14 protein-coding genes are annotated in these 13,715 nt (G+C 44.1%); 8 read left to right on the top strand and 6 right to left on the bottom strand.

What is annotated here, in order from left to right:
• Positions 1-101: 101 nt before the first annotated feature.
• On the top strand, positions 102-1,463 hold the full coding sequence (nhaC, locus tag M1D69_RS15880) for a Na+/H+ antiporter NhaC (protein WP_458105547.1): 1,362 nt from the start codon (positions 102-104) through the stop codon (positions 1,461-1,463).
• A gap of 37 nt (positions 1,464-1,500) precedes the next feature.
• Here nhaC and dat read toward each other — a convergent pair whose 3' ends face one another.
• Positions 1,501-2,352 (bottom strand): D-amino-acid transaminase, encoded by an 852-nt coding sequence (gene dat / locus M1D69_RS15885; protein WP_458105546.1) that lies wholly within the window; start codon positions 2,350-2,352, stop codon positions 1,501-1,503.
• 282 nt (positions 2,353-2,634) lie between these two features.
• On the opposite strand from dat, the gene M1D69_RS15890 reads away from it, so the two are divergent.
• The gene (locus M1D69_RS15890) at positions 2,635-3,483 is read left to right on the top strand and encodes a polysaccharide deacetylase family protein (protein WP_024120750.1); all 849 of its coding nucleotides are present in this window, start codon (positions 2,635-2,637) and stop codon (positions 3,481-3,483) included.
• A gap of 25 nt (positions 3,484-3,508) precedes the next feature.
• Here the strand turns inward: M1D69_RS15890 and M1D69_RS15895 are convergent, their stop codons facing one another.
• From M1D69_RS15895 to M1D69_RS15905, 3 genes are all read right to left on the bottom strand, one after another.
• Positions 3,509-4,234, bottom strand: a complete 726-nt coding sequence (locus M1D69_RS15895; RefSeq protein WP_458106133.1) for an NAD-dependent protein deacylase — start codon at positions 4,232-4,234, stop codon at positions 3,509-3,511.
• A gap of 99 nt (positions 4,235-4,333) precedes the next feature.
• Positions 4,334-5,449 (bottom strand): mechanosensitive ion channel family protein, encoded by a 1,116-nt coding sequence (locus tag M1D69_RS15900; RefSeq protein WP_044156590.1) that lies wholly within the window; start codon positions 5,447-5,449, stop codon positions 4,334-4,336.
• 149 nt (positions 5,450-5,598) lie between these two features.
• A complete protein-coding gene (locus tag M1D69_RS15905) occupies positions 5,599-5,706 on the bottom strand; it encodes a YhdX family protein (RefSeq protein WP_024120747.1) in 108 nt (35 codons plus the stop codon).
• Positions 5,707-5,941: 235 nt separating this feature from the next.
• On the opposite strand from M1D69_RS15905, the gene M1D69_RS15910 reads away from it, so the two are divergent.
• The 3 genes from M1D69_RS15910 to crcB are packed head-to-tail and all read left to right on the top strand — an operon-like array spanning position 5,942 to position 7,408.
• Positions 5,942-6,667, top strand: a complete 726-nt coding sequence (locus M1D69_RS15910; RefSeq protein ID WP_458105545.1) for a glycerophosphodiester phosphodiesterase — start codon at positions 5,942-5,944, stop codon at positions 6,665-6,667.
• Positions 6,660-7,052, top strand: a complete 393-nt coding sequence (locus M1D69_RS15915; RefSeq protein WP_458105544.1) for a fluoride efflux transporter FluC — start codon at positions 6,660-6,662, stop codon at positions 7,050-7,052. The genes M1D69_RS15910 and M1D69_RS15915 overlap by 8 nt, the downstream gene beginning before the upstream one ends.
• Positions 7,052-7,408 carry a fluoride efflux transporter CrcB gene (gene crcB / locus M1D69_RS15920; RefSeq protein WP_099043373.1) on the top strand — a complete coding sequence of 119 codons (357 nt, stop codon included), beginning with the start codon at positions 7,052-7,054 and terminating at the stop codon, positions 7,406-7,408. The genes M1D69_RS15915 and crcB overlap by 1 nt, the downstream gene beginning before the upstream one ends.
• A gap of 14 nt (positions 7,409-7,422) precedes the next feature.
• On the opposite strand, the gene M1D69_RS15925 is transcribed toward crcB, so the two are convergent.
• A complete protein-coding gene (locus M1D69_RS15925; protein ID WP_458105543.1) occupies positions 7,423-8,808 on the bottom strand; it encodes a hemolysin family protein in 1,386 nt (461 codons plus the stop codon).
• Positions 8,809-9,462: 654 nt separating this feature from the next.
• On the bottom strand, positions 9,463-10,644 hold the full coding sequence (locus tag M1D69_RS15930; RefSeq protein WP_458105542.1) for a pyridoxal phosphate-dependent aminotransferase: 1,182 nt from the start codon (positions 10,642-10,644) through the stop codon (positions 9,463-9,465).
• Positions 10,645-10,801: 157 nt separating this feature from the next.
• Here M1D69_RS15930 and M1D69_RS15935 point away from each other — a divergent pair, with 157 nt between their 5' ends.
• The 3 genes from M1D69_RS15935 to M1D69_RS15945 all read left to right on the top strand — a co-directional run bounded on the left by M1D69_RS15935 (position 10,802) and on the right by M1D69_RS15945 (position 13,705).
• Positions 10,802-11,233 (top strand): MerR family transcriptional regulator, encoded by a 432-nt coding sequence (locus M1D69_RS15935; RefSeq protein ID WP_099043372.1) that lies wholly within the window; start codon positions 10,802-10,804, stop codon positions 11,231-11,233.
• Between the two features lie 58 nt (positions 11,234-11,291).
• Positions 11,292-12,626 carry a hemolysin family protein gene (locus tag M1D69_RS15940; RefSeq protein ID WP_458110415.1) on the top strand — a complete coding sequence of 445 codons (1,335 nt, stop codon included), beginning with the start codon at positions 11,292-11,294 and terminating at the stop codon, positions 12,624-12,626.
• A gap of 179 nt (positions 12,627-12,805) precedes the next feature.
• A complete protein-coding gene (locus tag M1D69_RS15945) occupies positions 12,806-13,705 on the top strand; it encodes an NAD-dependent epimerase/dehydratase family protein (protein WP_458105541.1) in 900 nt (299 codons plus the stop codon).
• Positions 13,706-13,715: the final 10 nt, after the last annotated feature.

Below are 13,715 nucleotides of genomic sequence, written 5' to 3' on the forward strand. Positions count from 1 at the left end.
TATTCATAATTGTGAAAAAACATAGATTTTCGTTTTTTTCTGTTATAATGCTTTCGTGCCCAAAAGCACAAAAGCATTAAAGATATATATGGGGTGTTATTTTGGATTCTCAAAAAAAGCTGACGTTTCCGTTAGCCGTCGGTTTATTTATATTCATGTTAGGAGTCATTATCTCCTGCTTATTTTTTCTTCATACAGAACCGCATATCCCGCTGTTCCTATGTGTTGTCCTGCTTTCAGCAGCCGGTTTTTGGTACGGTTTTTCCTGGAACAGCCTTGAAAAAGGAATTGTAAACGGGATTAAAAACGGTGTACAGCCGATCATTGTTCTGGCACTGATCGGTATCTTAATCGGCGCTTGGATGTACAGCGGCGCCATACCGTCCGTTACAGTTTATGCTTTGTCCTTTATTGAACCAAGCCATCTTCTGTTGACTGCTTTGTTTTCCTGCATGATCATCAGCACGCTAGTCGGCTCAAGCCTGACAACTGTAAGCACAATTGGCGTGGCACTGATCGGCGTGGCGAGCGCGGCAGGCGTTCCGCTCGAATGGACGGCGGGGGCAGTCATTTGCGGAGCCTGCTTTGGTGATAAAATGTCACCGATGTCGGATACAACAAATTTCGCTGCGGGTATAGGCGAAATATCTATCTTTGAACACATTCGCCACATGATGGGCACAACTATTCCCGCCTTGCTGATCACCGTTGTCCTTTTTTACTTTCTTGGTTTATCAGTCTCAGCAGACGCTGCTTCAACAGATGATATTGCGCACGTTATTGCCGGAATAAAAGGTGCAGCAAACGTCACACCGTGGGCGCTTCTTTCTCCGCTCTTAGTTGTTTTGCTGGCGATGAAGCGCGTGTCCGTTATTCCCGTTCTGACTGCCGGTATTATTTCCTCGGGAATTTTGACTGCCATTTTCGTTCCCGACAGCAGCATTCAGGCTTTTATGTCAGTCCTGCAAAATGGCACCATGTTCGAAACTGACAATGAGGCTGCCGCTAAAATCATCAACAGAGGCGGACTGCAATCCATGATGGGCTCAGTTTCTCTTATTATGATCGCCTTTGCACTCGGCGGTTTAATGGAGAAAATCGGCCTGATCTCCGCACTATTGGAGGGTGTGATGAAAGGAATCCGTTCAAAGGGCAGTCTCATTGCAGCAACTGTCTGCTCCAGTATCGGTGTCAATCTTGCAACAGGCGAACAGTATTTATCTATATTAATACCGGGACAGTCATATAAATCCTTATATGACAAACAAAACATTCAGCGGAAGTTTTTATCAAGATCATTAGAGGACGGCGGAACATTGATTAATCCATTGATCCCTTGGGGAGTCAGCGGGGCTTTTATGGCAACCGCGCTTGGTGTTCCCGTCATTGACTATATCCCATTTACGTTCTTCCTCTATATATCGCCGATCATCTCGATTTTAGTTGGATTTGTAAAAAAATAAAAAGAGCGCCGCTTGCAAAGCGGGCTCTTTTTTAACATTAAAATGATACGCGGGCTGCCTGTTGAATGCTTTCTTGAAAAGCCGCCTGCAGCTGTTTTGTCACCGGTCCGGGCACTCCGCTTCCGACTGATTTTCCATCAAGCGTCACAACCGGAACAATCTCTGCCGTCGTAGAAGAAATAAAGATTTCCTCCGCCTGTCTCAGCTCTTCTTCAGTAACGGGCTTTTCATCAAGCTCTATGCCGTTCTTTACGATGAGATCCAAAATCTTCATTCGTGTAATCCCATTGAGAATCATTCGGTTAGCCGGATGCGTCCGCACCGTACCGTTTAAAACAGCATAAACATTAGAAGCTGTACCTTCTGTAACAATTCCGTCTCTTATTAAAATGCCTTCAAATGCTCCCGCTTCATAGGCTTTCTGCTTTGCCATCACATTATACAGTAAATTCAGACTTTTGATATCGCATCTCAGCCAGCGAAGATCCTCATCCGTGATGGCTGAAACGCCGTAGGTCTGCTCCTGTTCCGGCTTTTTAACAGAAAATGTATAGGCCGTCGTCTGCGGCTCAAGGCCCGCTTCATATTGGTGTTTTCGCGGAGCAACCCCTCTGGTGGTTTGAATGTAAACCGCTCCGTCGCTGACCGCATTTTCCTGCACAAGCTTTTGCAGGTCCCACTCTAAATCTTCTAAACTGAACGGCAGTGAAATTCCGATCTCAGCCGCGCTTCTGAATAAACGCTCCGCATGCTCGCGCAAGCCGAATAATACCCCTTTATACACCCTGATAACCTCATAGATTCCGTCTCCAAACTGATAACCGCGATCTTCCACATCAACGGATGCCTCGTTCCGCTCCACCAGTTGGCCATTGACTAAAATCTTCATATAAGCCCTCCCTTTTTCGTATTTATCCAGATGTCTAATCAAGCTGTCATTGTCACTCATTCTACCATATCAAACCAGCTGAAAAACAGAAAGATCAAGAACTCAATAGCTGGGAAGGAGATTATTTTTTCCTTAAAATCTGACATTTCGACATTTTTTCTATGTTCTTTCCAGTTTTATTCCTGTATACTTGACTCGTAATACATAGGTTGTAAACAATGGCACCTTCAGAGCTGCCAATACAGCGGTATGTAGAGATTTTATGCCACTGGAGAGATTGATATGCGACAAACGAGAGGAGACGCTTCTCCTTCTGCAGTTTCGCTTGCTTTTAAATTTGCAAGTTTAGCAGTTTTATGTGTGCTGCTTTTGCTTATGGTGATTTTAGGTTATTCCAACAGCTCCTCGAAAGCAAAGGAGATCACTGTCACAACAAACAGCCAGCTTCGTGATGAAAAGGAAAGCTTGAAGCTGAAAGACGACTCCCCAGGCCTGCTGATAAAACATTTGCAGACCGAGCAGAATATGGGAGACAAAACGGTTTATTTAACCTTCGATGATGGCCCGTCAGCCTCTACCAACCGCTTGCTGGACGTACTGAAAAGCGCTGATGTAAAGGCGACATTTTTTATGCTGTCACCGCGAATGAACGAATTCAAACACGCGGTTAAAAGGGCCGGAAATGAAGGGCATGCACTCGGTTTACACGGGGTCACGCATAATAACAAATTGTTTTATCAAACGCCGACATCACCGCTAAAAGAAATGCAGCAGGCGCGTGACACGCTGGAAAGCATTACAGGCTATCGTACTGATCTCGTCAGAACGCCCTACGGCAGCAAGCCGTCTCTTACAGATTCACAAATTCGCAATCTAGAAAAAGACGGTTTTGTGTACTGGGATTGGACGATTGACAGCATGGACTGGAAATACCGCAATTCAAAATACGTAGCGGAAGTACTGCAGCAGCTTGACAATATGGAACACAGCCATTCAAATCGGCCGTATGTGATTCTCATGCACGATCTTCCTGCTACAGTAAACGCACTGCCGGTGCTAATCCATAAACTGAAAGAAAAAGGCTATTCCTTCGGTGTGTTAAAGGATACAATGGTTCCGGTTCATGAATAAAAAAGTGAGGCGCTTATCTGCGGCCTCACTTTTTTATGCCCAAGCTCCGGGCAAACTCTCCGATTTTTTGATGGATGACGAAATCAAACAAACTGTCGCAGTACGTCGGCTCCAGGTTAATAATGGCTTTTTTAATGCCTGGAATCCGGCTTGCATCCTCAGGCACAAATCTGGCGGGAGCAACTTCAAGAGACGTGCCGATCACCAATAATAGGTCGGCTTTATCCAGCTTTTCATAAAGCGTGTCAAAGTGCAAAACGGCATCGCCAAACAGAACGACATCGGTTTTTAATACCGTTCCGCACGCCTCACCGTCATTTCCGACCGCTGTACACTCCGGCACATCATGCTTCAGCAAATGAGGGAGATCATATCGGGCGCCGCATGAGAGACAGCTTGCTGTTTGGATAGAGCCATGCAGCTCGTATACATGTCTGCTTCCGGCTTTTCTATGAAGGCCGTCAATGTTTTGTGTGAATATATCCACCTGCTTCCCTTGTTTCTCCAGTTCTGCCAAAAGCAAATGCCCTTCATTCGGTTCATAGCTCCCGCTCATTTTCATTTGAAACAATTCTTTGAACTTAGGCCAAAACAGACGCGGATAGCTTAAAAAATAATCAAGGCTCATCGCCTCCATCCTTGAGGCATCCTCAGTCCAGATGCCGCCGGCTGAGCGAAAATCGGGTATGCCTGATTCTGTGCTCATTCCCGCTCCGGTCAGCACGACAATTCGCTGCGCTTCATTCAGCATGTTTCTGAATGCTTCCAATTCAACACCACCGCCTTACATTCTTTTTTCTTATTTTACCATGAAAAAGACCCCGCCTCTTTGAGACGAAGTCTTTCTTTTTTAAGCCCGTTCCTTTTCCCCTTTATTGAGATTTACTTGAAACGGATCGTGCTGGTGCTTCTGGTTGACATACACCATTTGTCCGGGATAAGCAAATTCAACCCCTTCAGCGCCGAGGATTTCAATAATTTTGTAGTTGATATCCTCTCTGACATGAAGGTTCTCCGCCCAAACCGTTGTTTTTGTATAGAAGTTGAAAAATAAATTGTAATAGCTGTCAGCAAACGTATCGAAATTGACCATGATTGTATCATTATCCACGCCTTCATGTTCAAGCAGCATCTTTCTGAGCGAACGAATGCAGCGTTCCAAATTCTCAATCGGCGTTGCGTAGGATACATGAATGGAAAATGTAATCTGGCGCTTGGTCATTCTCGTCCAGTTCGTGATGGCTTCCATCGACAGCGTGGAATTCGGCACCGTTACAAGCGCACCCTGCGCTGTTCTGAATCTTGTGCTTCTGAAGGTAATATCCTCCACTGATCCGGTCACTGTCGCCGTCTCCACCCAATCACCGATCGTAAACGGCTTTTCAGTGATAATGATGATTCCGCCAAAGAAGTTGCTGATCGTGTCTTTCGCTGCTAGCGCAAAAGCCAACCCGCCAAGCCCAAGGCCCGCCACAAACCCATTGACGTCATAATTGAATTCCTGCGCGATCACACTCACACTGAGCGCTATAATGACAAAACGGAGCAGCTTAGACAAAAACGGCGCCAGAATATCATCCATATCCAGTTCGAAGCGCTGATTCACTTTATGAAAAATAAAAGATGATGTAGCGGTCAAATTACAAAGCCCCCAGCACAACAGCGCCACAATCAGCGAGCGGTATATTTTACTGATCAGCGGCATCTGTGCATCTAAAAACGGTGAATAGCGAATCGCTAAAAACAGCCCTAAGGCAACAAAAAACCATCTGGCAGGCTTATCGAATGCCACAACCACCTGTTTAAAAATTTCGGTTTTCGGTTTGTTTGTTATATTAAAAAGCAAATTAAAGAAATATCTTGTAAACAGTTTTCTTAGTATAAGAAACAACAGCAAAATTGCCAAACTGATGCCGGTTTGTATAATTTTATCTAGCGTGAAATATTGCTGCAGATGATCTAGCATGGCAGTCTCCCCTCTATCCCAATCGAATGTTATTATACTAAAACATTCGGCAGAATGCTTCTCTAAATGTCTTTATAAAACACAAAACCCCGGCGGAGCGCCGGGGCAATTTCTCATTTTAACCATTCAGCCAGATTCAATAGGGACAGTCACTTACTTTTTTTCGTTTGTGTCTGATCAAGGAGAGTTGCTTTTTGCATTTCAACATCTGTTTCGGCTTTAATTCTTTCCTCCACTCTGATTCTCCCTTTTCCCATGATCTCGCCTCCTTTTTTGCTATTATAAAGTAACAGAATATTTTGTGAACATGTCGAAAGCACTATTTTTCTGCCGAAATATGCTCGGATACGGTGAGTGGTTCTTGTTTCAGTTATACGTTGTTTTCAGCCTGGACTATTCAAATATGACAGAAAAAAATTCACAAGTTGGTATCGCGGTGCATATATGGATTTGATACAATAACAGAAATGTCCATATGAGGAGCTGACAAGCTTGTACACCATTGCCCACCGCGGAGCATCCGGCTACGCTCCCGAAAATACAATTGCTGCATTTGATCTCGCGGCAGAAATGAATGCAGATATGATTGAGCTGGATGTCCAGCTTACAAAAGACAGGCAGATTGTCGTTATACACGATGACAGAGTGGACCGGACAACAAACGGTTCAGGCTTTGTTAAAGATTTTACGCTGAAGGAACTGCAGGCACTCGATGCAGGAAGCTGGTACGGCCCCGCTTTTCAAGGAGAAAAAATCCCGACTCTGGAGGACGTGCTCAAGCGCTACCATAAAAAAACCGGGCTTTTAATTGAACTAAAAGGCCATCCTTCGCAAATCGGAATTGAAGAAGAAGTGGGACAGCTGTTAGGACAATTTTCTTTTTCTATTAACAATATTGTTCAATCCTTTGGGTTCCGCTCCATCCAAAGGTTCCGCGAACTTTATCCATCAATTCCGACAGCCGTTATTACAAGGCCGAATTTTGGTATGCTGTCCAGAAATCAGCTGAAAGCCTGCAAATCTTTCGCAAATTATGTCAACATCAAATACACACGTCTCAATCGTCTCATGATCGCTTCCGCCCATAAAAACGGATTAAAAGTGTTTGCATGGACAGTAAAGCATCAGAAAACAGCAGCCAAACTGCAAGCCATGGGCGTGGACGGTATTGTCACAGACTACCCGGACTACGTATTAAAGGATGGAAAACATGAATAGATATAGTGCAGTTTTTATCGGAGGCGCCCTTGGCGCTTGTCTCCGATACGGATTGAACATCGGCATAAACAATGACATATTTCCGGCTGCAACTTGGCTGGAGAACGCGGCAGGCAGCCTTCTACTAGGCGTTCTGACCGGTTTTTTTATGATTAGGGCGAAACAGCCTTTGCTATCGGCTTTTTTAGGCACCGGTTTTTGCGGAGGCTTTACAACCATGTCAACATTTTCTAAAGAAGCGGTCATGCTGTTGCAATCCCATTCGTCATTAGCTGTTTTGTATATGGCGTCCTCATTCATATCCGGAATCGCGCTTGCCCTCTTTGGCGTTTTGGCAGGACGGCGAGTAGCCCGATCTCAAATAGGAAAGGGGCGGAAGCAATGATGACACTAGCTGGTATTTTCGCAGCGGGAGGACTCGGTGCTGTGCTGCGTTTTTGGCTCGGCAATGTCATAACATCTAAAACCGAAAGCCTTCGTTTTCCAGTCGGCATTTTGACCGTTAATATACTGGGTGCCCTCGGTCTTGGTCTTTTTACAGGGCTTCACGTGACAAATTCATCTGCAGCACTCATCATCGGCACCGGCTTTTTTGGCGCCTTTACCACTTTTTCCACTTTCAGCGTTGAAAGTGTTCAGCTCTTGCTGGCCAAGCGTGTAAAGGAAAGCATCCTATACATCGGCTTCACGCTTTGCGGGTCCCTCTTGGCGTTTTGGTGCGGCTGGACGCTGCTGACATAAAAAAAACCTTGAGCTTATTTCTCGCTCAAGGTTGCACTGTTCAGCATGACCGGCTCGGGCAGCGGCAGCGTATGGTGGGCTGTAACCCCGGTTGTCTTGCTGATTTCTTCTTTTATATCTATTTGCTTAATCAGACGGCCATCCATTTTCAGCACCTTTATTGTGTATGATCCGATGCGAATGGATTCACCAGCCTCAATATCAATGTTTTCTTTCAATATCAGCCCGCCGATAGTGTCCACGTCTTCTTGAATCGATGCGCCAAGAAGGCTGTTCACCTGATCCATGCGAACCTTTCCATCCATAACATAATGGCGGTCGCCAAGCTTTTGGATCAGCGGCTGTTCGTCTTCATCAAATTCATCTCTGATCTCGCCGACAATTTCTTCAAGAATGTCCTCTGTCGTGACAAGTCCCGAGGTTCCGCCGTATTCATCCGACAAAATCGCCATATGAATGCGTTCACGTTGCATTTTAATCAGCAGATCATGAACCGGAATTGTTTCAATGACTTCGATCACTGGCCGCACATACGGATGGATCGTCATTTTCATTCTTTCCTCTTCTGTCATAAACAGCAAATCAGAAAACAAATGCTTCGTATTGACCAAGCCGATTACACTGTCTTTGTCCCCATCTGTGACAGGCCAGCGGGTGTATTTTTCTTTCAGCATAACCTCCAGCATCTCGGCCATCGTCATATCTGTTGATACAGCGGCCATTTCCTTCCGCGGTATCATAATTTCTTTGGCAATGCGGTTATCAAATTCAAAAATCTTATTCACATATTTATATTCAGACGGATTAATCTCTCCGTTTTTTAAACTCTCAGACAACAGCATTCTGAGTTCTTCTTCAGAATGAGAACCCTCATGTTCTGACGCCGGCTTTAAACCAAACATGCCGCATAAAAGCCGCGCCGATCCATTCAGGATCCAAATAAACGGAAACAGGAGCAAATAGAATAGTCGCAGCGGACCCGCTATCAGCAAGGTTAGCTGTTCAGCCTTTTGAATCGCGACTGTTTTCGGAGCCAGTTCACCTACAACAACATGCAAAAATGTAATCAAACCGTACGCGACCGCAAAAGAGACTGCATGAGAAACCGATTCCGGCAGGCCGAGCGGTTCAAACAATGGGTGCAGCAGCCGTTCAAATGCCGGCTCCCCCAGCACGCCGAGTCCAATTGATGTCAATGTAATGCCCAGCTGGGATGCAGATAAATATTCATCCAAATCTGTAATGACACGCTTTGCGAGTATCGCCCGTTTGTTTCCTTCTGTTATAAGCTGATCAATTTTGGATCTCCTTACTCTAACAATCGCAAACTCACTTGCGACGAAAAATGCGGTTAAAGCAATGAGCACACCAATTAAAATCAGACTGTCAATATCGTCCATTTAACCTTATCCCCTCATTAAAGGATAAGGAGTCACCTCCTGATATAATCATTTTTCCTTAACATTGAGGTACGCGGTGTATTGTTGCCTAAGCAGAGGGCCCCATCATACCACCTCCAAGTCAAAGTTTGATTATAAATTGTATATTTTATTGTAACACAACTCATTCCAAAAATGATTTTTAATTTTTAGACTTTTATCACGGGACAAACTATTGATTTATCTGGCCAGCAGGTTCTCGATATCCGTGTATAACCTTTCAATCTCTGACTCTGCACCTGTTAAGATGCTAAAACTATTGACTAGACGCTGTTTACTGAAGTATCAGACATTGATCTGTTTTTCAAGCTGAAGCTCGTATACTGATTCAGAGGCGTGCATAGGATGAAGCTCGTTTAAAATGGAACAATTGGTGACTGTTAGATCATTTGAATGCTTAAAAGATGCGTCTGTCACGCAGCGCAGGCAAGGGCCAGTAATTGGCTTATCCAGTTTGCGTTATATTTTGCCGGCTCTGCTGTTATGATTGAATTTGGCGGTTTATCTAAGGGAGAGATAAAATCAGGAATTGAAAAACGGGGCAAAGCTTGGGGCATACGTCAAATAAAAAAGATAACAGCCTCAACTAGCTGTTATCTTTTTGTCTGAGGTGGCCTATGAAAAATCTTTATATAAGGCAATAAAGATGTCGCGTGATTTTTTGATCTGCTCCAGCGGCACACTGAAGGATAAACGGAAGTGCCCTTTCATCCCAAAACCGCTGCTCGGTACAATTAACAATTTATACTTTTGCGCTGCATGCACACAAAATGCGACTTCATCTTCAATTGGCGACTTCGGAAAAACGAAGAAACCGCCTTTTGGCATTTCAAATTCAAAACCGGCTTCCTTTAAAATATCAACCATGAGATCCCTGCGCTCTTTATAAGCGCTTGCGTCTATTCTTAAATCATCCATTCTCGCGACAGCCCGCTGCATCATGACAGGCGCATTTACAAATCCAAGCGTTCGATTGCAGTACACAAAAGCGTTTATCAAAAGGCCGGCATCCGGCATGCTGCTGTCTAAGCCGATATAACCAAGCCGCTCCCCTGCTATGCCGAGGTCTTTACTGAATGAGCTCGCCAAAATGACACGGTGATACGATTGAAACGGATTTGCCAGTTCTTCATCATAAATCAGCTGACTGTACGGTTCATCAAACAGCACATAGATGGTTTGGCCGTTTGTCTCTTCGATCTCTTTTAACAGAGCGCCTAGATCATCTATATTTTTCTGGCTGAGTACGGTTCCCGTCGGATTATGCGGTGTATTCAGAATGAGACCTTTCGTCTGTGGGGTAATCGCCTGCCTGACCGCTTCAATGTCAATCTCGAACCGGGCTGTCAGCGGGCAGCTGACAGCCTTCCCGCCACAGTTCTCAATATACAATTTATATTCTGCAAAATAAGGAGCGAGAATCATGACCTCTTCTCCCGGATTTAATATACTTTTTAACGCCACATTCAATGCGCCGCCCGCACCTACTGTCATGACAACACGCTCAGCTGAAAACTCGGCAGCAAAGCGGCCTGCCAGAAATTGCGCGACTTTTTCTCTAGCTTCAGGAAGGCCCTGATTTTGTATGTATCCGTGGTTTCCTTTTTCAGCTTCTTCTATTAATGCTCTCGTAAAGGCTTCAGGCGGTTCAACGACCGGGTTGCCGATTGAAAAATCAAACACCTGGTCATTCCCGAACTCTTTCTTCAGTCTCGCTCCTTCATCGAACAGCTTTCGAATCCACGATCCTTTATTTAGGTTCTCTTCAATTTCCCGCGATAAACCAGCCAATCTCATCTGTCCCTTCTGCACATATAAATTGAAAATTCTATCTATCTATGTTACTTCAATCTGAATTCGGATGCCACAAATTCCATATCCGGCATCTCAAAAAAACAATAAACTTGTGTAAGGCACCCTTCATATATTAAACTATTCTCATAACTATAACGTGATGGTTGGGAGGGATTTAGATGGGGCTGAGACTTATCGTATCAGTGAACTAGCGGCACTTGCCGGAGTAACGAAACGAACAGTTGATTATTATACGAATCTTGGTCTGCTGACGCCGGCCAGATCCTGTTCAAATTATCGTTACTACGATGAAAACGCACTTAAACGACTCATATTTATTGTAGATTGCAAGCAGCAGCGATTGGCCCTGTCCGATATTAAAGATCGACTGGAGAACCAGTTTCCCTCTTCAGCCATAGATCATGATGAAATTGGAAATCTGGCATCTGAAATTGATTATATGAATCAAAACATCTCCGGAATCTTGCATCGGTTTGAACGGCTGGAGCCTGAGGATCGTGACAAGCTGAAAAGCAAACTTACACCCGAAAAGCTCGCCGTGTTCCAATCATTTATGCTGCTGTTAAGTTAAAACCATTTTACTAACAGGAGGTGTTACCTTCATTCTCATTGTAGAGTGAAGGTTCTAATTGGACATAGTGAATTTGATTTTAGTCGCTGTTTTAATCGCGCTGACGGCGTTTTTCGTAGCATCTGAGTTTGCCATTATCAGGATCAGAGGCTCACGGATTGATCAGTTGATCGCGGAAGGAAATAAATCAGCCATTGCCGCAAAAAAAGTGACCACGCACCTTGATGAATATTTATCAGCGTGTCAGCTGGGAATTACATTGACTTCGATTGGATTAGGGGTTTTAGGCGAATCGACGATTGAAAGGCTTCTCCACCCGCTTTTCGAACAGATGAACATGCCAGGTTCACTGTCTCACGTCATCTCATTCATTTTTGCCTACGCCATCATTACTTTCCTGCACGTCGTTGTGGGAGAATTGGCGCCTAAGACGGTCGCAATTCAGAAAGCTGAAGCAGTGTCCATGCTGTTTGCCAAACCGCTGATTTGGTTCTACCGCATTATGTTCCCATTTATTTGGGTGCTAAACAACTCAGCACGATTATTGACGAAAGCTTTCGGCTTGGAGACCGTTTCTGAAAATGAACTGGCTCACTCCGAAGAAGAATTGCGGATTATCTTATCCGAAAGCTATAAAAGCGGAGAAATCAATCAATCAGAATTTAAATACGTGAATAAGATATTTGAATTTGACGATAGGCTCGCGAAAGAAATTATGATCCCGCGGACCGAGATTGTCAGCCTTCCGCACGATATTAAGATTTCTGAAATGATGGAAATCATTCAAATTGAAAAATATACCCGCTACCCAGTAGAAGAGGGCGATAAAGATAATATTATCGGGGTTATTAATATTAAAGAAGTTCTGACCGCCTGCATCAGCGGCGAGGTTTCTGTTGATTCCACCATCTCTCAATTCGTGAATCCGATCATTCATGTGATTGAATCTGCGCCGATCCATGATTTGCTTGTCAAAATGCAAAAAGAAAGAGTCCACATGGCAATCCTGTCAGATGAATACGGGGGAACTGCCGGACTGGTGACGGTAGAGGACATTATTGAAGAAATCGTTGGCGAAATCCGCGATGAGTTTGATATTGATGAAATCAGCGAAATCCGCAAAATCGGCGAAGGCCATTACATGCTGGACGGTAAAGTCTTGATCGACCAAGTGAACGACCTGCTCGGCATTCATTTAGAGAATGAAGAAGTCGATACGATCGGCGGCTGGTTCCTTACTCAGAAATACGATGTTGAAAAGAACGATTCAATTATCGAAGAAGGCTGTGAATTTATTATTAATGAAATTGACGGCCACCACGTCGCTTATATTGAAGTAAAAAAGCTCGCATCAGAAGAGCTGATAGAAGTTGGAGAGTCGAAAGAAGCATAATTTGAAAAAGACACCCTTTATCGGGGTGTCTTTTTTTATTCTGGTTCGTTTTTGACGTGATCATACCTCTTTTCTGAAAACTGCTGCTAATAAATCGGTCATCCGCGGGAACTCTAAAAAAGTGCAACTGCGAGAAAAACGAACATCTCTCTGCATTATTATCGAAAAGGAGCGAAAACATGAAAGTTGTCGTAACTGGAGCAGCAGGTAAAATCGGACGCTGGGCTGTAAGAACAATATTAGAGGCCGGCCATGATGTGACAGCATCAGACAGAGTATTAAAAGAAGAATCCGCATCGAAAAAATTTATTCAAGCTGATTTACGGGATTACGGTCAGGTATGTCAGCTAATTATGGGCTGTGACGCTGTGATTCACCTTGGGAATATCCCTACAGATGTCAGGAATACATCACAGGCGATATTTGAAAATAATATGCTTGTTAATTTTAATATCCTGGAAGCCTGTAAAGATTTTAAAATCCGTAAGCTTGTGTGGGCTTCAAGTGAAACGGTGCTGGGATATCCATTTGTGCCGGACGAGCTCAGTTACCTTCCCGTAGACGAGGAGCATCCAACGATCGTAAAGTCTTCTTACGCGATGGCAAAACGGCTGACCGAAATTCTCTCAGATATGTATTCAAAGCTGATCAATACACAAATTGTCACTCTCCGCTTTGCGAATATATATGAGCCTGATGAGTACGAAAAAATCCCAGGCATGCACTGGAACGAGCAGCAAAAGGATATTCAAAAGAAAAACGCATGGGCGTATTGTGATGTCAGGGATGCCGCACATGCTTGCCTTCTAGCACTCGAAAAAAACAATCTCGGAAATGACGTCTTCCATATTACTGCACCCGATACCATTATGAAGGAATCGAGTGAAGACTTAGTAAAACGATTTTTCCCCGATGTATCTTTAAAGAGAGATATAAAAGGATTTGAAACGCTGATGGCAATCGATAAAGCCAAAAAGGTCCTTGGCTATGAACCGCGTTATACATGGCGTTCTGTATTAAATAATGACGGCTCTCTTAAAGCACTGCCAGAGGATCAGCTATCATTATCAAAAATATAAACACCACAAA

The sequence above is a fragment of the Bacillus sp. PK3-037 genome (assembly GCF_054161355.1).